The following is a 20,352-nucleotide window of genomic DNA, read 5'->3' as shown; positions in this document are numbered from 1 at the left end:
GGGCTGATCGGGCTGATGAACGAATTCTTAGCCTAAGCGTTTCTTGAGTAGCAGGCTCCACTGTATCATCGTATGGTAGAAAGCGGTTTCGAAGAGCCGGAACAGCTTGTGAAATAGTAGCGTAGTCCTAATGACCCGGTTGGGTGACGGCTTCGGGTCGATCTTACCCGTTCAGGCCTTGGCTTTATTCGGCCAGTGCCGGACCATCAGAGGAACTGCTTACTGATCCGAAGCGGACTTAAAAAAACGACTGGCTCCAGTCAATCCGTACGTCCGCGAACGATGTCCCTGATTCCTCGATCAAGAAAAACCCGAGACAAGATCTGCCGAGTTTCTTCGCCTCCCGTATACGTGGGATGCCGCAAATCATAAAGCCAGGTATACTATATTTCCAAATGGAAATGTCTGCACTCTGTCTGCATAGCCGGTGGCAATTCTGAATGCGATGGCGTACCTAATTCGCTTTAGCCCGCCGCTCAGCTTAAAACTTGAGGTCCACAGGGCATATCACCATGACTCACACCTTGGCCATTTCACTTCTTTTCGCTTCCGTTCTCGTGGCATGCAGCAGCCCGCCGCAGCAGACGTATGGCGTCGGTTCTGAAGTCGAGCTGTCCGGCGTTGCGGCTGAAGCCACCTTAATTAAAAATGGGTTGGTGAAGCCGACGTGGGCGCCCGGAAATTCCTTGGATAAGGAAATGCGCCTGCTGCGCGCTCCGATGCCAAGGATGCCCGACGAAGCTATCAGGGCCGATCTCAGGGATCACGTCATAGTAGATATTCTGTTCAATGAGGCAGGCGAGGTCGAAAGCGTCGTGCCAAAAAATTACAAGTATCCAGTTCTTCTTGATGCTGTCCTGGCAGTGGCACGTGACTGGAAAATTGAGCCTCCCATTGAGGCCGGTAGACGCGTCAAGACCACGGTGCGGCAGGCGTTCCGATTCGAATTGCAGTGAGTCCTGACCCTTCCATCGGGGCGCTCTTTGCGGCGTCATTCATTCCAAGGTTACGAGTACGTTCGCTTCCGGGCAATCTTCTTCGGCTGCTTCGGGTCGCATCTGGTCCGTCAAAAGCCGCGGGCCAAACCCGGCGCTGCGGCGTGACGCAGGAAAATGCAAAGAGAAAGGTCAACGCATGCAAATTCACGTCCGTCCTGCAATCGAATATGATGCGGCCGCTGCGAGCAAAGTGCTTTGCCGCTCTATCACAGAATGCTGCTTCGAAGACCATCGGAGCGACCCCAAGCTCATTGCTGCGTGGGTTCAGAACAAGACGCCTGAGACGTTGAGAAGCTGGATAGTAGACGAAAGCCTTTTCTCGGCAGTCGCAGTCAAGGGCAGCGAAGTGGTGGGCTATGCTATGTCGTCTAGATCAGGTGAAGTGTTGCTTTGCTACGTGGTTCCCGAAGCCCGCTTTACTGGGAGCGGCAAAGCTATGCTTGCTACCATAGAACATTGGGCATCCAGTTCCGGCATTCAATCGCTATACCTCAACAGTACCCTTACAGCGCATTCGTTCTACACCAGGAATGGTTTTGAAATGAACGGTGAACCAGTTTTTTGGTTTGATATGAAAAGCATACCGATGGCAAAACGCCTGAACGCCTGAACGCCGTTACAAACCGTCCTTCGATTTAAAAGCGGAATTCGGCCAGAAGCGGACAGTTCGACATTGTTGCCTCTGCACTTTATATAGATTCCGATCGTCGTCGAGGTCCGATAGCACCAGCAGCAAATATGTCTATAATGAATCTTTTTTCGACAGGGAAAAATGAGTCTCTGGGTTAGGTTATTGGTGATTGTGCCGTTCCTGCTGTTCGCTGGAATCGCTCTTCTCTTTGTGATGCAAGGCGAATATAAAGCGGCTGCGGGCGGGTTCGTAATAGCGGCATTAATTTCTCCGCTGCTGATTGAGGTAATCTGGCCGGGCAAATACGTATTGCGAAAGCCAGATGGCGAGGTATCGGACAATCTCCTCAATCGACTAAGGCAGTTTCGCATTGACCATCCAGGTGCGGACGGCATGTGCTTCCTGGTGATATTCGCGCTTCTTGGCGCCGCTCTGTTCGCCGGTACTCTTGTTCGGCTCGCTCATTCATTCGGTATCCGATAGCTATTATTCTGCCGTCGGAGGGTTCGAAGCCGGACATCGATAGGCCAGCCCTGAGCGGCTTTTACGCATCTCGGCTGCATCCGTAGCTGACCGTAAGCACATTTTCAATTAGCCGGGCAGCGCTGATTTTGCAGGCAAAGCCCAAGTTGCCGCCATTTTTTGCTCTCCCATAAATCACTTCCAGCTTGACTTTCTTTCAAGAATATTCTCTAATTTCTGTATTGACAGAAATTAGAGAAATGCGGATATGGAACTTAGTCCAACAATGCAGAAATACATCCTCCATTGGGGCGAAATGGGTACCCGCTGGGGCGTCAATCGTACGGTGGCTCAGATACATGCGTTGCTGTTCTTGGCAAACGCGCCGTTGACAGCGGAGGAGATTGCCGACACCTTGGTCTTGGCGCGCTCCAATGTCAGCAATAGCCTGAAGGAACTGCAAAGCTGGCGCTTGATACGCTCGACGCACCTGGCCGGCGATCGACGTGATCACTTTGTTGCGCAACAGGATGTCTGGGAAATTTTCCGCATCGTGATGGAAGAGCGCAAGCGGCGCGAGATCGATCCGACGCTGACGGTCCTGCGTGAATGCATGCTGGATGCAGATGGCGATCCCGCACTCGACCAGGCGGCGCGTATGAAGATGGAGCAGGTGCTCGACTTCGTCGAGATGCTGACATCGACCTACGAAGACTATAAACATTTGCCGCCAGCGACGTTGCAGAAGTTTCTGAAAATGGGCGGCAAGGTCGCACGTTTTATCGGCTCCGACGACAAGGAATCCCCCACATGAAAACAGCTGACCTGACGCTTTACTTCGATGGGCAATGCCCGTTTTGCCTGGCAGAGATCACACGGTTACGCGGCTGGAACCAGGCCGGGCGACTGGCCTTTGTCGATATCGCGGAGCCGGGTTTCGATCCAACGTTTCTAGGTGTCGACATGACGGCACTGGACCGTGAACTGCATGGCAGCACTGCTGCCGGCGACGTGCTGGTCGGTATCGACAGCATGCTGGCCGCATACACGCTGGTAGGCAAAGGCTGGTTCGTGCTGCCGCTGCGGGTATCTTTTCTACGCCCGCCGCTGGCTTACCTGTATCGCAAGTTTGCCCGCAATCGTTACCGCATTTCTGCGCTGATGGGCTATGAGCCTGTGCCGACCTGTAAGGATGGCGTGTGCAGCGCCCGACATCCGTTTTAAACATTGAAGTGTCGATAGGAGGGATCTTCAAGCGTCGGTCGATTGCATCTCAACTTTTCGGAAGCTCGTATGAACAACCACAAGAATGACCGGGGCAGGGGCTGGGTGGTGATGTGGATGTATGGTGTTGTGACAGTACATTTGATTTCCGGGATTCTGCTGCCTTGGATAGGTTCACTGCCTATGCTGGACGTATATCACCGGATTATCGAAGCGGCCTTCTGGCCGGACACGGCACCGTTGGCCGCACGACAGCAGCAGGCCTGGTGGCTCAGCCTGTTCGGCCCGACGATCCAAAGCATGTCCTTGTGGATGGGCGTGCTCGTCTACATTGGCGACCGCCAGCGCAGCGCTATGGCCTGGGCATGGCTTGCGATCGGGATCATGGTATGGGGGCCGCAGGACATGCTGATCTCTTTGCGTGCTGACGCCTGGATTCACGTCTGGATCGATTGCTTTGCCATCGCGACCATGCTGCCGCCCCTGATTTGGCTATGGCTGCATGACCGGCGTGCAGTACCTTCTTCTGATCGGACCGCACAGGTGATGGCGTGAGCGCAAACTTCGATTTCGACGGCGAGGTTGCCGAGGATGAAACGAACGAGATGTTCGCAGGATCGAATTGGTTATGGCCCGGTAGCGCAGAATTGGCCGCACTATGAACACGCATGTACTGGCACTGCAATTGATGGCGGCGCAAGGGCTCCTCGGTGCTTTCGATACGGTCTATCACCACGAGTTGACGGAGGCGTTGCCCAACCGTTCGACCGCACGCACCGAGCTGGCGATCCACGCGACACGGGCTGCAATCTACGGCGTTTTGTTCGTCGGGCTGTCGAACTGGCAGTGGCATGGCATGTTTGCCATCGCACTGATCGCATTCTTTGCGGTGGAAATTGTTTTAACGCTCTGGGACTTTGTAATTGAAGACCAGACCCGGTTGCTGCCGGCTTCCGAGCGTGTCACCCATACCGTGCTGGCAATTAACGGCGGCGCTTTCATCACCCTCCTGGCATTGAACGTGCCGGCATGGCTGGAGGAACCGACGGCGCTGGTCTGGCATTCCCAAGGCTGGCTGGGTATCTTTCTCGCACTCTGCGGAATCGGCGTCGGACTTTCCGGCATTCGCGATGCGTTCGCGAGCCGGGCGACAGGGATTGACAACGCCAGAGAGCGCACGGTGTCACCAGTCCGTTTTCACGATCAGCCACAACATGTGCTGGTAACCGGTGCGACCGGCTTTGTCGGACAGGTGCTGGTGCGTGCATTGCTCGCAGACGGCCATACAGTGACTGCATTAGCACGCAATCCGAAGAAGGCAGCGTGGACATTCAACGGGGCGGTGCGTTGCATCGCGCGCCTGGATGAGATCGCACCGATAGAGCGGGTCGACGTGGTCATCAATCTGGCTGGCGCACGCATCCTCGGACAGCGCTGGACCGCTGCGCGTCAGCAGGTGTTGCGTAATAGTCGCGTGGCATACACGGAAAAGTTGGTCGACTGGATGGGACGCATGAAGCACAAGCCGCGCTTGATGCTATCGGCCTCAGCGGTTGGTTATTACGGCGTACAGCCGCCGGATGATGGGACTGCATTCAATGAGGACGCGCCGCCGCAGCCGATCTTTATGTCGCAGTTATGTCAGGACTGGGAGCGTGCGACCCAGGGGGCGCGCCGTTTTGGCGTCGAAGCAGTTTGCATGCGTTTCGGGTTGGTGCTTGGCAAGGGCGGCGCATTTCCGATGATGGCATTGCCAATCAGGCTTGGGCTGGGCGGCCCCCTCGGCGGAGGACGGCAAACCATGTCCTGGATCCATGTGCGCGACCTAGTGCGTGCCATTGCCCATCTGATGAATCGGCCAGAAGCAAATAGCGGGCAACTAAGCTACAACTTCACCGCCCCGGAACAGCCAACGCAGGCGCAGTTTACCCAGGCGATTGCGCACCGGCTGGGCCGGCCATTGTTTTTATCGATGCCTGCCATGCCGGTGCGTTTTCTGTTGGGTGAACAGGCCGGTTTGTTGCTGGAAGGCCAGCGCGTGGCGCCGCGCGCATTACTTAAAGAAGGGTTTGCATTCGACTATCCGACGAGTGATAAGGCAATCATGTCCCTGGTGTAAAGATCCCTGCATCATGCGGCACTTTGATTTGCCGGATCAGTTTTAGGCTGGACGAATCGTCCGCTTCACGCCCTGAGGTAGTCCGTCAAGTGATTTAGGACGATGGGGTCAGTAGCGTAAACAGAGATGATTGACGTCGTCGCAGAGCGTCGAGGTACCGTGCTTCATCGTAAGGCGTCCTGGTTTGCCAGCATCGGTAGAGGATCCGGATCCACTTGAATGCCAAGGCGCGAACAGCCGCCTGGTAAGTGCTGCCCTTGGCACGTTGGTGACGATAGTAAGCGCCCGCCCAAGTGGACTTATTGATGGTCTGGCCTGCCCATTCCACGAAGGTTTGTCGCAGAAACGTTGGGCACTGCCAGCGCCAATGCACCCAGCACTTCTTGCCACTGCGCTCGGTAACCGGTGCTACACCCGAATAGCGCTGGAGTTCACCGGCATTTGCAAATCGTTCACGTTGCTCGCCAAAGGCAACCAGCAATCGAGGTGCCAAGGAAGGACCAGCACCAGGCAATTCACTGAACAATGCATAGTCTGCGAGCGTTGGCGCGACCAAGGCGATTTCCTTATCAAAGCGATCGATGGCTTGCAAGGTAATGCGCAACTGATCAATCAACACCAGTGCCTGCAGGCGATAAGGCGAAACGACAGCCTTGTCCGAGGTTAGGGACATTGCCGAGTTGATCGACGCAATACGCGTCTCAACAATCTTGGCACGCCGCGCATTGTGCTTGTTGAAGAATGCCTTTACGGTGCTCGTCCGGGCGCGCTTGGCATCCATCAGGGTTGGCCAGCGGCTAATGAAGTCACAGAACAAAGCGGTATCGCGTTGTTCGAACCACTCAAGCGCTTGTGGATAGTATTGCTTCAACGTATTGCATAGCCGGTTGGTAAATCGGGTCTTGTCGCCAATTAGTTCTCGCCGCTGCTCGACCAAGGTCAGCAGCGTGCGCATGGCCACACTTTGTGGCTTGAGAGGCCGGAACCGATCGGCATGCCGTAACAGCAGATCCAGGGCAAGCTCTGCATCGCTGGGATCGTCTTTGGCACGGCTGGGTTTAAAAGCTTCCCGATACTTCGCGAGGGTGGATGGATTGATTGGAAAGAGCACGAAGAAATCATATTTCTGCAGAGCATAGACAATAGGCCCTTTGGCCAGCTCAAGCGCAATGGCGATCGTGCCGCCGAAACGACGGTGCATCTCCGATGCCCATTCTTCAATGCGGTTGGTCTGGTGGGGAAAGGAGGCGAATTCGCGCTGGTCACTATTGGCCCCCTGCACACAGACATCATGCTTTGTGTCTGCCCAATCGATGCCAACGAAAGCAGTAAATGGGCTGCCAGAATCAGAGAGAGGGTTCATCAAACACCTCCTGAAGTGATAGATTATTGGAACGGGGCGTGCGAGCTTGCGTTCTGCGAAGGCAATATAGTGAGCCGGTCGGACGGCGAACCCTGAGTATTCGTTTAAGAGCGCAAGCACACCCGCGGACTCGAAACTAAAGCGGCGAACATCACATGTTTGGGTCGATTTATTCGTAGTCCGCGGGTGCATGTCCCGCCTTGACTGGAAATTGCCTGCCAGCCGTTCCCAGTATCACCGAAAGCGAGACGGAGTATCTATATTGGGTCGATTCTCCCAGTCCCGGCCACGAAAACGGGTAGCCAAAACCCGTCCCTTTTCTCCCTCCTCCATTCAACTATTGATTTGATAAAAAATTAATGGCAGGCTGAAACATTACCTTGCGCAGGATGAGGGATCATGTACACGATCTACGGGGATGTGAATTCGGGCAACTGCTACAAAGTAAAGCTTCTAGCCGAGCAATTGGCGTTGCCGTACACATGGGTTGGAATCGATACCCTGAAAAAAGAGACTCGATCAATCCAGTTTTTGAACAAAAACCCGAATGGCAAGATTCCATTGCTTGAAACAGAGGATGGCAAGTGCCTTCCGGAATCGAATGCGATACTCCACTTTCTCGCTGAAGGAACGGCGCTCCTGCCCACCGACCGCTTCGAGCATGCACATGTATTGCAATGGTTGTTCTTCGAGCAGTACAGCCACGAACCCTATATCGCAACCGCTCGCTATATCGTGCGTTACCTCCGACGGCCGCCCGAACTGGAAGCACAACTACAGACAAAAATGATTCCAGGCTATAAGGCTTTACAAGTCATGGAGTCGCATCTGAGTAGCCAGCCATTCTTTGTCGGCGGGCGCTATACGATAGCTGATATCGGACTATTTGCTTATACGCATGTGGCGGAAGAGGGTGGTTTCGAGCTCGCGAACTTTTCCGCAATTCGGCAATGGCTCGAAAGGGTCCGTGCGCAGCCCGGTTTTATAGGAATTGGCTAAACATCATGAAACTACACATACAGCTAGATGACTCCGTTAATGAAGTTGAAGTCATGGATCTTTACAGAAAAAACAACTGGTCCGCAGCAGAGAAGCCAGCGCAACTCATGGCGGCATTGGCGAATTCCCATTGTCTGGTGACTGCAAGGCTGGAAAAGCAGCTGGTTGGAATCGGCAATGCGATATCTGATGAGCATCTAGTTGTGTACTATCCGCACATGCTTGTTCATCCGGCGTTCCATCGCAAAGGAATCGGCAAGGAGATGATGAGAGCAATGCAAACAAAATATTCCGGATTTCACCAGCAGATATTGGTCGCGGACGGGGATGCCATTGAGTTTTACCGTTCGCTTGGTTTTGCACTAGCAGGGAGAACGCAGTCCATGTGGATTTATGCTGGATCAGATCACTGATGCATTGAGAGCGCGATGTCTCTTATTTGTGTGAAAGAATGAGATCACTTTAGGGGCGAATCTTCACGTTCTGGCTAAGCCAACAGCGAGATAGGAGAAAACCTTTCATTCTATTGTCGGACTTGGATCGCGTTATCGATTTCACCGGCAATTTATCCGGACCTTCGTAATCTTCGTCCCATCAGGAACTACAGTACGCTACGGGAGCGACAATCAGAAATTGATGCCAGCAGCGAAAAAATCGTGGGTTCTGTCACAACCTGATGCAGCCGTTCGTCTAAGAGGTGTAGAAAGCGTATATCGCGCTATCACTTATTGAAGAAGGGAAAATCATGTCGAACACTGCTCGCGTTCCGTTTTTTACGCTTGCGCCAAAGCCGCTGCATGCAATGATCAACCTGTCGAAAGCGGTAAGCCAAAGCTCCATTGGAGAACGACTTTTTGAGCTGGTCAATCTGCGCGTCTCTCAGGTGAATGGGTGCGGTGTCTGCGTCGATATGCATTGGCGCTCCCTGCTAAAGCAAGGCGCTGATCCACGCCACCTAAATGCGATCGCCGGGTGGCGCGAGGCGCCGTTTTTCAGTCAACGCGAGCGTGCTGCCTTGGCATGGGCTGATGCAGTCAACGCGCTTCCAGCGCGCGACGACACCGACGCCGCTTACCCGGAACTGCGCGAGCATTTCAACGAAACTGAAATTGCCGAACTTAGTTACGGCATAGCAGCGATTCGTGGATGGAACGTCCTGAACTTGTCGCTGCGGAATCAGATTCCGGAGCAGCCTGCACCGGGTTTCTGACCATCCACCGGCTGCTGATCATGACCAATGACGCCAACTCTTCGACTGAAGAAATCTTCAGCACACTCCGCCCGAGGCTATTCTCGATTGCCTACAGGATGCTGGGCATCCGGGCTGATGCGGAAGACGTTGTGCAGGATGCCTGGCTTCGCTGGCATAGCACTGCCAAGGACCAGATCCAGTCGCTGGAAGCATGGCTCGTCACGGTAACGACCAGGCTATCGATAGATCGGCTGCGCGCAAGCAAGGCCGACCGTGAGACTTATATTGGCTGGTGGCTGCCCGAACCATTGGTCGAAGTGGACAACTCCACGCCGGAAAGCGCCGTCGAACTGACCAGCGATGTTTCCGTTGCCTTCATGTGGATGCTTGAGCGACTGTCGCCGGATGAGCGTGCCGCATTCCTGATGCGGCAGGTGTTCGATTCGGACTACGCCGAAATAGCGCAGGTAGTCAACAAATCGGAAGCCGCCTGCCGCCAGCTCTTCCACCGGGCTGTAGCGCGCATCCAGGAGCAGCGACCGCGATTTTCGGTTTCCAAGAGTGCGCATCGAGAACTGCTTGCGACCTTTACCCAAGCCGCCCGTCAAGGCGATATAGCTGCCATGCGGGCCCTAATGTCCGCGGACGTACAACTTGTCGCGGACGGCGGCGGGAAAGTCAGCTCTTTCCTGCATATTCTAAAAGGAGCGGGAAGGGTGGCCGGGGTATTTTGGTCTCTGGAGCATAAACATCCCTTGCAGGTGGACTACCGTCCTGCCCTCATCAATGGCGAGCCGGGCTTGCTGCGCTATGTGGAAGGAAAGCTCGAATCTGCGCAGTCTTTCATTATCGATGCTGGGCTAATCGTAGCCGTCTTCATCATCCGAAACCCGGAAAAGCTGGCATCGATACCCCAAACGCTCAACGGTTAGCAAATCGCGTTGCATCCAACCTTGTTCGAGGAAAGCATTAGCACAATACCGCCAGCGGTCTGGTGAAGTGCTCCCGCCGCTCTGCCTATTACAAATCCAAGTCATGGCGTAACGGATGAGATCGATCGGCCCCGATTTGTCTGCCTAGCTCGTAGGCTCGTAGGATGTAATAAGCCCAGCGCATTACACCACTGACCAATCAATCACCGTCGCCTGTCCGCAACCAATGGCGTAATGCGCTTGCGCTTATTACACCCTACGGGGTTTCATGGCACCTTGTGAACCGGGGCTGGCACTAGTGACTCAATTGCGAAAACATAGCGTTGCATTCGGACGCTATTGGTAATTCAGATTGCTCCGGCTCGCGATTGAATATTGATGCGACGGTGTTTCTCGCCTTGCTTTTCATAATGAAAAACCTCTCTGGATCATTCATACCAAAAGCTTACCGAACCTTCTGCCGCCCAACCGTGAGATCTATCGAAACGATATTAAAAAAATGTCGTTCTTTATTTCAGGATTACCAGACCCGAAATGGGTGGTTCTACTTTGACCGCGTCTTCCTGAGACGTAGCCAAAGACTTGTCGTGAACATACGAATAAATTGCCGTAAATTGACGCTGCCATTTGACAGTACGCAAGACCATTCAGATAAATTGACACTGCCGTGATTTATGATCAGAGCACTTTAATGGAGAATGCATGCGCGCTTTTAATTCGTCCGTACGGTTGGTTGTCATTGCTGTTTCAGCATTCGGCTTTTTTTATCCCCCGCAGGCCGTCGCAGCGCCAGCGCAGGAAGATGTCAAGGGCGGGCGTGATCATCCACTGATCCAACGATTCAGTGGTTCATGGATGGTCGGTTACAAATCCAATGATTGGGATCAGGCTCAGTTCCCGACGGGAATGGCCGTTAAAGGCGACAAATGGGTGGATCCGCTGACCACCGAAGGTCGTCTGACAAAGGTCATCTATATCTCTCCCATCGGCAAGTCGCCGCTCGAGGTTTTCCGCAACTATGAGCAAGCGCTCGTCAGTGCCGGCTTCCAGCGACGCTTCTCCTGCGAGAGCCAGTGCGCGCCGCTTTATTTTCACATGCGCAGCAACGACAACTATACGTCGGGAATGCAATGGGCCAAGGGCTCGGTCACTACTCCGGGGGGAAGCAGATACAGCCTGGACGCAGGCGTTGTCACCGGTTCCGAAGGGCGCCTTTGGTATGGCACGCTGCCGCGTAATGGTCAGGAAATTCATGTCATGGTCTACACAGCCATTGCGAGCGTTGTATCGACTAATATGGCGGCCACTTACCTGCAGATCGTCGAGCCCAAAGCAATGCCTACCGGGCAAGTCAAGGTTGATGCCAAGGCATTGGAGCAGGGCCTGAAAGCCGAAGGCAAGATCGCGCTTTATGGGCTGTATTTCGACTCCGGCAAGGCAGAGATCAAGCCGGAATCCAAGGAGCAGCTGGCCGGGATGGCCAAGTTGATGCAGGCTCAGCCTACGCTGCGCGTCTACATCGTCGGACACACCGACAACCAGGGCACGCTGGAGTCCAACATGACGCTGTCGCAGCAACGGGCACAGGCGGCGGTAAGCGCGCTGGTGACGGGCTACAAAATTGACGCCAAGCGCATGGCTGGGCGTGGCGTCGGCAGTCTTGCGCCGCTAGCCAGCAATGCTGCGGAAGAAGGTCGCGCCAAGAACCGCAGGGTCGAATTGGTATTGCAATAGTTAACACGGGCGTGGGTTTCTCGCTCTCCTGAGCCGCATCGACGCGAAGTAGCAAGTTATTTGGGCGTCGTCCGATGTCGACATCGCTATGGCCGGCGTTCCGACTTGATTCACAGCGGACGTCGTCCTGGGTACAGTCATCGGGAATGCCAGCGTCCACGGATCCAGAGAAGCGACTTAGCTTATTGTTATCCCTTCTATCGTCTGACAGCGTCCCGCCACGCCGGCTTTCCCAAGCATTGCTGCAGACGCTACGCAGCAGCGGCCGGTCATCATTTTCAACGGCATTGGTCCTGTCACCAGTGAGACTGCAGGTCAAACACCTATCACAGCGAACTGCCGGCTTGCGGAGGCTATCCTTGCCTCGACAAGGCTCAACGTCACTGCGGCTGCTTGGTATCGATTGCTGTGGCGCCGGCATAATGCACAAGCCATAACCGCTTCACCTGTCAGTGATTAATTTCGAGGGTGCGATATAAGCCATGTAGTAGCGAAGAATTTGTGCGCTCAAGGCTACGGTTGAGGCAGCATTGGGCCATGAGCAAACCTTAGGCCACGGTTGCCGCGGTCCCGATGTCGTGCCAAGATTCGGGTTTCATAGTTGGATTGCGCGATCGAGAGGGAGAAAAAGATGAACGGTCATTGCCTGTGCGGAATGGTTAGCTTTACATCTCCAGATGCGAGAGAAATCGGAGCCTGCCATTGTGGCTTTTGCCGCAGGTGGGGCGGAGGGCCTTTGCTTGCGGTCCACTGTGGGCCAAATGTCAAGTTCAGCGGAACTGATCAGATTGCTACCTATGCGTCATCAGACTGGGCAGAACGGGCTTTTTGCAAACGATGCGGAACTCACCTCTACTACAAGGTCTTAGCGACCGGGGAATACTTCGTCCCTGCGGGCGCATTCGATTCGACTGATTTCGACCTGGCCAGTCAGATTTACGTGGACAAGAAGCCAGCGTATTACTCTTTTGCAAATCGAACACCTATGCTTACAGAGCAACAGGTAATAGAGCAGTACTCACCTCCAAATGATCAGGCAATCTAGCCTGAATGCCTGCGCGGCACTTCTGCCGCGCAGGTTTCTCGTTCGCGAGTGCCAATTTCTGCTTCGTGTCGAACCGCGTCATACCTGATCTGACATGCTCGGTCAGATCAGGCCCAAGCCACTGCAACTCAGGCGAACCAGAGCTTCACCGTGTCGATCAGGCGAGCGAAAAATCCTGCCTGCGAGACTTCCTCAAGCGCCACGACCGGGATCTCTGCCAGCGGCTTGCCGTTGTAGCTGACCTTGGCGACACCGATCTTCGTGCCCTTGGCAAGCGGCGCCATCAGCTTGTCTTGCATGACCACTTCGGTTTTCATCTTGTCGCCAGTTCCCTTGGCGACTGTCTCGTATCGGTCATCGGCATAGCCGGCCTTGACGCTTTTTTGCATACCTTTCCAGACAACCGGCGTGCCGACCACCGCATCCTTGCCGGCCAGCTTCACGCTTTCGAAGTTCGCGTAACCCCAGCTCAGCAGCTTTTCTGCGTCGGCGGCACGCGATTTGGCTGAGGCCGAACCGGTGACGACGGCGATAAGACGGTAGTCGCCGGCTCCGCTTGGACGCTTTGCCGACGCGATAAGGTTGTAGCCACTTTCCTTGACGTGGCCGGTCTTCATGCCGTCCACCGTCGGATCGGTGTACAGCAGCAGGTTGCGATTGCCCTGGTTGATCTTGTTGTATGCCCAATTCTTGATCGCATAGATCTTGTAATCCTCGGGATAGTCCTTGATCACCCGCGCCGCGAGCACGGCCAGGTCTTCCGACGTGGAGTAATGCTGTGCGCCGGGCAGGCCAGACGCATTTTCGAAGTGCGACGCCTTCATGCCAAGTTCGGCCGCTTTCTTGTTCATGACCGAGGCGAATGCTTCCTCCGTTCCCGAAACGGCTTCAGCCAGCTGGACCGCCGCATCGTTGCCGCTCTGGATGATCAGACCGTAAAGCAAGTCCTTGATGGAGACTGGGACTTTTGGGTCGATGTACATCTTGGAACTGGATTTATCGACCCGGTATGCATTTAACGAGACGTTTACCATCTGGTCGGGATTCAGTTTCTTGTCGCGAAGGGCTTCGGAAACAATATATCCGGTCAAGACTTTGGTGAGCGAGGCCGGGATGATGCGTTTCTCCGCTTCATAAGCGGCGAGCATCTTGCCCGCAGCCGGGTCGTACAACGCCCAGGTCTGAGCCTGCACCGGCGGCAAGGCCGACGCAGGGGCCGCAGCTGGCGCGGCGGGCGCGGCAGGCTGCGCGGCCGTCGGTGCTGCGGTTGCGGGAAGTGTCAGAACTAAAAGAGTGCTGGCAAAAGCAGAAGCGGTAAGGCGGGTCAGGCTGGAGGGCAGCATAGGATATCTACAGGGAAGGGAATGATAGGAACGCGAGAGATTCTACCCGCAAACTTTCCGTGCCCGCCGTCGATACGAGACGAGATTCGCGACTACGCTGAATTCACGAAATTTTTTAGGCAAACAACCGGCAATATAAATGGCAAAAACCCAATTCTTAATTAAATGCTATCGAATTAATTTCTCATGGTAAATATTGGTTGCATTGGTGTTACTACTTAGCAACGGTTTTGCAGGGCTTATTCATCTGAAACCTGAAACTATTGGAGAAAAGTATTTAACACGTTCAATATGCAGGAAGGAGCAACACGAGGCGCTAGTGGGAACTAGGAAATCGCGTTGCGCTGAAACGTGCGTGGTTTATCTCAAAGTCCTACTCAGCCCCGTAATTGAACGACATGAAAACGTTTTCTGCATTGCTGTTCTTTTTAGTCCCAGTTTCTGTATTCGCCGGCGTCGATCAATGCGAAAGCAGTAATCAGCAGTCAATTCCCTCTGCATCGGTTCGCCCTCCAGTTCGTCTCAAGCATAAAGTCGCGGCTGCTCCTGTAATCGGGCCGAAATTACATCTCACGCCCTATATCCCGGTAAGGCCGTTTGCGACGCCAGCTCGCATTAAGCTCAGCACGGCATCCAGGCATGATTGTCTGGCGCCTATGAGTATGCCTCCAGGGGCTATCCGCATTGGCTATAGCGTTCCTTATGTTGGACCGCGGCCGGAATGGGGCACGCCGACACCGGCGTACCTCGCAACTGGTCCACTTCCTGTATATCCAGGTTCTCCCGACGACTTCCGGCCAACCGCTTACGCTCCGCCTGGTTTCGTTCCGCCCGGGCCAAATGAATTGCCGGAACCGCCGACCATTATCCTGATGCTTTTCGGGGTTTTTCTGCTATGGAAAAAATACCGGACAGCGAATTAAAGCATCGTGAACCCTGCAAAAATTTCCTGAATAAAGAAGCTCGACCTTTGCCTGCCTTTGCAGACAAAGATCCCGGCGTTCATCATGCGGATTACAGAACGTTCTCGCTCCTACCCTACGGCGACAATAAGGTCCGTTACGCCTGGTAAATCTCAGTATCGGTTAAACGTCGAAACGTGCCGTGAAACGCATTCAGGGTCTCACATCGAATATCAAAAGATAAAAATATCAGTTACGTCAGTAAGTTTAGGATGATTTTGTATTAAAGCATTGCAAACATTTCAGCATCAATATTCATGGGGGAATAAAATTGCAAGCTACTAAATATGCAGATTTAGCTGCTTGGCAATAAAGCAAGACTTTTGTACATTCAATGCGTAGTTACTTACAACGGAAAACGTTAAGAATGCTACAGAGCAAGGCTTGAGTTTGGCGGCCGATTGATATCGGCAAAAGTGGTTGCACTGGCACGCATCATTAATGACCGCCAGCTTGCATGGAAATCGCCTTGTCATTTGAGATTCGCCAACCTTATGGCGATACGGGCTTTCAGCAACCGGATGGACGCCTAATGTCAAAGCGGGGCGCTCGATATGCAGCCATTGCCTCGCACTTTAGCGACAATCGATGAGGTGCCATCGTGGAACACGGTTTTACGCTGCGGGTTTCAAGCACCGTGCTGACAATAATGGCCACGAGAAAAATACGCGCCGCAGCGATTGCAACTCCTGCTCTAGCGGGAACGCTAGCGCCGATGCGTTCAGCGACAGCGCGGTCGCAGACCTACACGCCTGAAATTGGAAAAGCTTGCACTTTCCCCCTCACCAACACGATCGTGGAGCAGCAGCCGATCTTCAAAAAAATATTTCCCGACAAAAAAGGCAATCTGATTCGCTACTTGTTCGCTGGCAAGACCACGAGCAATACATTTATCAATGAGCAGACTGGTGCAGGCATTACGTTTGAACCGAACGTCGGTTCTATAACGAGAGGTTTCGTTAATGACAATGGAACGATCCCATTTGTCGCAGCTGTCTTCAAGACCATTGCATGGTATCCAACCGATGTGCCCTCAGGTCCGCCAACCACCGTATGCATGGGCAGGGTCGTCTCCCCGGTTCGCGCCAACAAAGCCCATGCGCCGGATCGGCATTGCTTGCAGGGCGGCAGCATAGGCACGGATAGACGGCGCGCTTATCAATAGCAACTCACTATTTGAGAGATGAGCATGAATATTCAGAATCGCAACATCATACGTACCGTGGGTATCGGATGCATGCTGGGCGTGATGCTCTCAACTGTCCATGCGGAACATGGCGACATGCATGCGCATCCTGGCAAGCCTCCCGAGGCGCTTGGCCAAGTCAATTTCAATGTGCAATGCAATGCTGCCGCCCAGAAGGTATTCAACCGTGCAATGGCCTTGTTCCACTCTTTCTGGTTTGAGCCAGCGAAGCAGTCATTCACGGAGGTGCTTCAGCAAGACCCCGCATGCGGGATGGCCCATTGGGGCATAGCGCTAATGTCCCTGGGTAATCCCTTCGCCTGGCCTGCCAACCCGGCAGCAATGAAAGCAGCTGCGGCTGCGGCAACTAATGCGCAAAGCGTCGGCGCAAAAACCCAGCGCGAGCGTGACTATATCGATGCGCTGCAAGCCCTTTTTCTGAACTGGGAAACGACGGAACATCGGCCGCGCGTTGTGGCATTTGAAAAAGCAATGGGTGAGGTCGCAGCACGTAATCCGGGAGACGATGAAGCGAAAATTTTGCACGCATTGCTACTTGATGCGACCGCGCTTGCGGCAGACAAGACGTGCACAAATCAACTGAGGGCCGCAGCAATACTTGAGCCGTTGCTGAAAAGGTATCCCGACCATCCTGGCGTTGCGCATTATTTGATACACACCTATGACTACACTGAACTTGCCGGAAAAGGCCTTCCTGCAGCGCGTCTTTACTCCAGCATTGCACCATCGGTGCCCCATGCTCTACACATGCCATCCCATATTTTTTCTCGGGTTGGAAGCTGGAAGGAGATGGTCGAGGGCAATCGCGCTTCCTACCAGGCCGCCAAGAACGAATTGTCCGAGAAGACGCTGAGCATCGGAACCTATGACGCGCTCCATGCGATGGATTACTTGGTATTCGGTGAATTGCAGCAGGCGCGGGATAAGTCTGCGAAGGCAGTCGTCGATGAAGTCGCCAAGATAAAGACCGTAAATGTCGAAAACTTTGTAGCAGCGTATGCGCTGGCTGCTATTCCGGCCCGCTACGCCGTGGAACGCAATGATTGGAAAGGGGCATCCGCGCTGCAGCTTAGTCCGCCCGACTTGGCATGGCAGAAATTTCCCCAAGCAGAAGCGGTGCTCGTATCCGTGCGCGGTTTGGCGTCGGCTCGAACCGGCGCCGTGCCTGCTGCACGAAAAGATCTCGTGCGCCTGGCAGATTTAAAGGAAGCCATGACGACGGCTAAGATTGCTTACTGGCCGGGACAGACCGATTTTCAGATGAAAGCCATCGAAGCCTGGATCGCACTCGAGGAAAAACAGCCGGAGCGGGCATTGCAACTCATGCGCAGTGCGGCTGAAGCAGAAGAGGCGAGCGATAAGCACCCGGTCACGCCAGGGAGCATTGTGCCAATGCGGGAATTGCTGGCTGAGATGTTGCTGCGAATTGACCAGCCTGCAGCCGCCTTGACTGAGTTTGAAGGCTCGCTTGCGCGGGAGCCGAATCGTTTCCGCAGCGTCTATGGGGCTGCTGTTGCAGCCGAAGCGGCAAAGAACAGTGCGGCTGCAAAGACCTATTACGAAAAGCTCCGTAGCTTGGCGTCCGAAGCGGACACCAAACGACAAGAGGTGAAGCGGGCCAACGTGTTTTTGGCAGCGAACTGATAAGGGATCATGCTTTGCCGTATGAACTTTGCACGCAGCCTGCTGGAAGGATGGGCTCGCAGGCTGCGTTTACATCCACCACCCGTAGTGGCGCACTGTTCCTATATCGCTGATGATCAGCACGATATCCGCTGACATTGCGCCGGGTAAAAGCATTTTCCTGCGCGCCATGGTCATGCAGCACAAGACACGTGGTCCCGTGCGGTTCGCGCTGGCTGAGCGAACACGACAGCCGGTCGCTATTTGTTCATCTGCCAGACAAACACCGTTTTATGAAATGGTGCTGCCGACACATTTACAAAGGATTGCGTTGGACACGCGCAGCTTTCGAGAAGTGCTGCGGACCGCCAAGTGCCTGAGTCACCACGTTGAGTTCAACGGTAAGTAAGGGTTCAGGGTCAGCTCGAAGTCGAACGTACCCATTCTCCGCCTTGAGAAACTGTCCAGGTTGGCTGTCAACCCTTCCGGCAGGCGCACAGGATTTTTGCGTCGCAGACTGTGGGCGGCACGAGGACCTTCCGTGCCGCCGCAGCCGATCAGGTTTGGTCGTACGTCGTTCCATCCTTGTGCGCAAAGGTCCACCCGCCTTCCGCCCGCATGGCGACCAGGTCGTCACGCGGATAGCTGACGCTGTCGCCTGCCTGGCGATCGCCCACTTCCAGGTAGGTCGCTTCGGCCTGCGACCGATTCACGAGCTGGTGCGCGCTGCCGTTTTTGGGAAAGCCGGCGCACATTCCCGCGGTGAGCACCGCCTCGCCGCCGTCATGCACCAGCGTGATTTCCCCACTCAGCATGGTGACCCATTCATCCTGAACCGAATGGCGGTGAAATAGCGCGGAGATGGCGCCGGCGGGCAGGGTGACATGATTGACGCCAAAACTTTGCAGGCCGAACAGGTCGCCCAGCGGCCGCTTGACGCGCCCGCTCATCGTCGACGCGAACGGCTCGGGATAATTGGAAGGCTTGGTGCGGGCTGGCGCTTCGGCGGCAATGACTGCGATGGGTCGATCAGGATGATGTGGCAAGCGTATTCCCTTCTTGTGGAGTTGCGTCGAGTTGCGTCGAGCGTGAAATGGGCAGGGCGGGCAGTGCCCGGGCAGGCGTCAGGGACCGCTGCCATAAGGCCGGGTGATGATTTCGAGAACGTGTCCATCGGGGTCGTCGAAGTAGACGCCCCGGCCGCCGTCGTTCCAATTGATTTCACCGGCGCGGCGCTTGCCGGGATCGGCCCAGTATGGCAATCCACGGCCGCGGATACGGTCGAAGATCTGGTCGAACTCTTCCTCGCTGATCAGAAAAGCATAGTGCTGCGCTGAAATGTCGCCTTCCTTCTCGTAGAAGTCGAGCGAGACGCCATTGTCGAGATTGACGACCAGCATCGGTCCGAACCGGACGGCGGGCCGCCGAGCGAAGACTTCCGTAAAGAATGTTGAGGAAGTCTGCTTGTCCCGGCACCAGATGATCGTATGGTTAAGCTGCACGCTCATGTCGCAACTCCTTGTTCAGGGTCCCTTTCCAATGTGTCTCCACGGTAGCGCAGCCGGACGGAAAAAGAGGATGCCCGCCATCCATCGCCGGGGATGACCGCCGTCTCCGGGACAAGCCGATGCCGTCCTTGCCAAGGCCGGACGGCCTGGACCGGGTCCATTTTAAAGAAGGGTTTCCATGCCTGCTCTCTTTGAATTCGATGCCTACTCACCCCGGGAGATTGCGGAGCGGGTCGAGACAGTGGGTGTGGCAAAAGCACGATTGCCATTGCTGTCCATGCTAGTCCTGGGTGTGCTGGCGGGCGCCTTCATCGGGCTCGGCGCGCTGTACTTCGTGGTGGTGCGCTCCGATCCGACGCTCGGCTTTGCGTCCAGGCAGGTGCTCGGCGGCATTGCGTTCGCGCTGGGGCTGATCCTGGTCGTGGTCGCGGGCGCCGAACTCTTCACCGGAAATAATCTGCTGGTGATGGCATGGGCGGACCGGAAGATCTCCACCGCCGAGCTGCTGCGAAGCTGGTTCATCGTCTGTGCCGGCAACTTTATCGGCGCGGTCGGGCTGGCATTGCTGGTGTTCCTGTCCCGGCATGCGGAACTCAACAATGGCGCCATAGGCCAGGAATACCTGAAGATCGCCGCGGCAAAGATCGCCATGCCATTCTGGACCGCCTTCTTCAGGGGCGTCCTCTGCAATGCGCTTGTCTGCCTCGCGGTATGGATGGCGCTGGCGGGCCGCAGCGTGGTCGACAAGGTCGTCGCCATTGTCGTCCCGATCTCGGCGTTCGTTGCGGCCGGCTTCGAGCATAGCGTCGCGAACATGTACCTGATTCCAATGGCGATGCTATTGCAGCAGGTTGCCGACGCCGGCGGTCCCGCAATCACCTGGACCGGTTTTTTCAGCAGGCTGTTGCCGGTATTATTGGGAAATATCGTCGGCGGAAGCGTGCTGGTGGGCCTGGTCTACCGCCTCGTCTACCGCCGCTTCCCGGATCATTGAGTCGACCAGGCGCACC

The 20,352-nt window shown here is 55.0% G+C and carries 21 protein-coding genes; 17 read left to right on the top strand and 4 right to left on the bottom strand.

Annotated features, from left to right (window positions below; translation table 11 throughout):
• Positions 1-512 precede the first annotated feature (512 nt).
• The 7 genes from QOL82_RS12800 (at position 513) to QOL82_RS12770 (ending at position 5,434) form a co-directional block, all read left to right on the top strand.
• Positions 513-956 (top strand): energy transducer TonB, encoded by a 444-nt coding sequence (locus tag QOL82_RS12800; RefSeq protein ID WP_283442662.1) that lies wholly within the window; start codon positions 513-515, stop codon positions 954-956.
• 178 nt (positions 957-1,134) lie between these two features.
• Positions 1,135-1,608, top strand: a complete 474-nt coding sequence (locus tag QOL82_RS12795) for a GNAT family N-acetyltransferase (protein ID WP_283442661.1) — start codon at positions 1,135-1,137, stop codon at positions 1,606-1,608.
• A 162-nt stretch (positions 1,609-1,770) separates the two neighbouring features.
• Complete coding sequence (locus tag QOL82_RS12790) at positions 1,771-2,112, top strand: hypothetical protein (RefSeq protein ID WP_283442660.1); 342 nt, start codon at positions 1,771-1,773, stop codon at positions 2,110-2,112.
• A 247-nt stretch (positions 2,113-2,359) separates the two neighbouring features.
• Positions 2,360-2,905 carry a GbsR/MarR family transcriptional regulator gene (locus tag QOL82_RS12785; protein WP_283442659.1) on the top strand — a complete coding sequence of 182 codons (546 nt, stop codon included), beginning with the start codon at positions 2,360-2,362 and terminating at the stop codon, positions 2,903-2,905.
• Positions 2,902-3,315: a thiol-disulfide oxidoreductase DCC family protein gene (locus tag QOL82_RS12780; RefSeq protein ID WP_283442658.1), complete on the top strand. Its 414-nt coding sequence runs from the start codon at positions 2,902-2,904 to the stop codon at positions 3,313-3,315. The genes QOL82_RS12785 and QOL82_RS12780 overlap by 4 nt, the downstream gene beginning before the upstream one ends.
• 69 nt (positions 3,316-3,384) lie before the next feature.
• Positions 3,385-3,870, top strand: a complete 486-nt coding sequence (locus QOL82_RS12775) for a cell division protein (protein WP_283442657.1) — start codon at positions 3,385-3,387, stop codon at positions 3,868-3,870.
• 103 nt (positions 3,871-3,973) lie between these two features.
• Entirely contained in the window at positions 3,974-5,434 is a 1,461-nt protein-coding gene (locus QOL82_RS12770; protein WP_283442656.1) for a TIGR01777 family oxidoreductase, read from the top strand.
• Positions 5,435-5,528: 94 nt separating this feature from the next.
• Here the strand turns inward: QOL82_RS12770 and QOL82_RS12765 are convergent, their stop codons facing one another.
• Positions 5,529-6,797, bottom strand: a complete 1,269-nt coding sequence (locus tag QOL82_RS12765) for an IS110 family RNA-guided transposase (RefSeq protein ID WP_283442655.1) — start codon at positions 6,795-6,797, stop codon at positions 5,529-5,531.
• Between the two features lie 399 nt (positions 6,798-7,196).
• Here QOL82_RS12765 and QOL82_RS12760 point away from each other — a divergent pair, with 399 nt between their 5' ends.
• The 6 genes from QOL82_RS12760 to QOL82_RS12735 all read left to right on the top strand — a co-directional run bounded on the left by QOL82_RS12760 (position 7,197) and on the right by QOL82_RS12735 (position 12,699).
• Complete coding sequence (locus QOL82_RS12760; protein ID WP_283442654.1) at positions 7,197-7,796, top strand: glutathione S-transferase family protein; 600 nt, start codon at positions 7,197-7,199, stop codon at positions 7,794-7,796.
• Between the two features lie 5 nt (positions 7,797-7,801).
• Entirely contained in the window at positions 7,802-8,209 is a 408-nt protein-coding gene (locus QOL82_RS12755) for a GNAT family N-acetyltransferase (protein ID WP_283442653.1), read from the top strand.
• Positions 8,210-8,541: 332 nt separating this feature from the next.
• The gene (locus QOL82_RS12750; protein WP_283442652.1) at positions 8,542-9,006 is read left to right on the top strand and encodes a carboxymuconolactone decarboxylase family protein; all 465 of its coding nucleotides are present in this window, start codon (positions 8,542-8,544) and stop codon (positions 9,004-9,006) included.
• A 20-nt stretch (positions 9,007-9,026) separates the two neighbouring features.
• On the top strand, positions 9,027-9,920 hold the full coding sequence (locus QOL82_RS12745) for an RNA polymerase sigma-70 factor (protein WP_283442679.1): 894 nt from the start codon (positions 9,027-9,029) through the stop codon (positions 9,918-9,920).
• 702 nt (positions 9,921-10,622) lie between these two features.
• Complete coding sequence (locus tag QOL82_RS12740) at positions 10,623-11,654, top strand: OmpA family protein (RefSeq protein WP_283442651.1); 1,032 nt, start codon at positions 10,623-10,625, stop codon at positions 11,652-11,654.
• A 631-nt stretch (positions 11,655-12,285) separates the two neighbouring features.
• Positions 12,286-12,699 (top strand): GFA family protein, encoded by a 414-nt coding sequence (locus QOL82_RS12735; RefSeq protein ID WP_346772296.1) that lies wholly within the window; start codon positions 12,286-12,288, stop codon positions 12,697-12,699.
• Between the two features lie 128 nt (positions 12,700-12,827).
• Here the strand turns inward: QOL82_RS12735 and QOL82_RS12730 are convergent, their stop codons facing one another.
• Positions 12,828-14,042 (bottom strand): D-alanyl-D-alanine carboxypeptidase family protein, encoded by a 1,215-nt coding sequence (locus tag QOL82_RS12730; RefSeq protein WP_283442650.1) that lies wholly within the window; start codon positions 14,040-14,042, stop codon positions 12,828-12,830.
• Positions 14,043-15,605: 1,563 nt separating this feature from the next.
• Between QOL82_RS12730 and QOL82_RS12725 the strand changes: the two genes are divergently transcribed.
• The 3 genes from QOL82_RS12725 (at position 15,606) to QOL82_RS12715 (ending at position 18,243) form a co-directional block, all read left to right on the top strand.
• On the top strand, positions 15,606-16,169 hold the full coding sequence (locus tag QOL82_RS12725; RefSeq protein ID WP_283442649.1) for a hypothetical protein: 564 nt from the start codon (positions 15,606-15,608) through the stop codon (positions 16,167-16,169).
• 24 nt (positions 16,170-16,193) lie between these two features.
• Positions 16,194-17,855 (top strand): tetratricopeptide repeat protein, encoded by a 1,662-nt coding sequence (locus QOL82_RS12720; RefSeq protein WP_283442648.1) that lies wholly within the window; start codon positions 16,194-16,196, stop codon positions 17,853-17,855.
• A gap of 112 nt (positions 17,856-17,967) precedes the next feature.
• Positions 17,968-18,243, top strand: a complete 276-nt coding sequence (locus tag QOL82_RS12715) for a hypothetical protein (protein ID WP_283442647.1) — start codon at positions 17,968-17,970, stop codon at positions 18,241-18,243.
• A 148-nt stretch (positions 18,244-18,391) separates the two neighbouring features.
• On the opposite strand, the gene QOL82_RS12710 is transcribed toward QOL82_RS12715, so the two are convergent.
• Together QOL82_RS12710 and QOL82_RS12705 are read right to left on the bottom strand one after the other, a co-directional pair.
• Entirely contained in the window at positions 18,392-18,880 is a 489-nt protein-coding gene (locus QOL82_RS12710) for a cupin domain-containing protein (RefSeq protein WP_283442646.1), read from the bottom strand.
• A 78-nt stretch (positions 18,881-18,958) separates the two neighbouring features.
• Positions 18,959-19,342: a VOC family protein gene (locus tag QOL82_RS12705; protein WP_283442645.1), complete on the bottom strand. Its 384-nt coding sequence runs from the start codon at positions 19,340-19,342 to the stop codon at positions 18,959-18,961.
• A gap of 178 nt (positions 19,343-19,520) precedes the next feature.
• Between QOL82_RS12705 and QOL82_RS12700 the strand changes: the two genes are divergently transcribed.
• Entirely contained in the window at positions 19,521-20,336 is an 816-nt protein-coding gene (locus QOL82_RS12700; protein WP_283442644.1) for a formate/nitrite transporter family protein, read from the top strand.
• The last annotated feature ends 16 nt before the right edge of the window (positions 20,337-20,352 follow it).

Source organism: Noviherbaspirillum suwonense, from assembly GCF_900182955.1.
Taxonomy (GTDB): domain Bacteria; phylum Pseudomonadota; class Gammaproteobacteria; order Burkholderiales; family Burkholderiaceae_D; genus Noviherbaspirillum_A; species Noviherbaspirillum_A suwonense.
The sequence above is the reverse complement of the archived record's forward strand: the minus strand, read 5'-3'. Positions and strand labels throughout refer to the sequence as shown.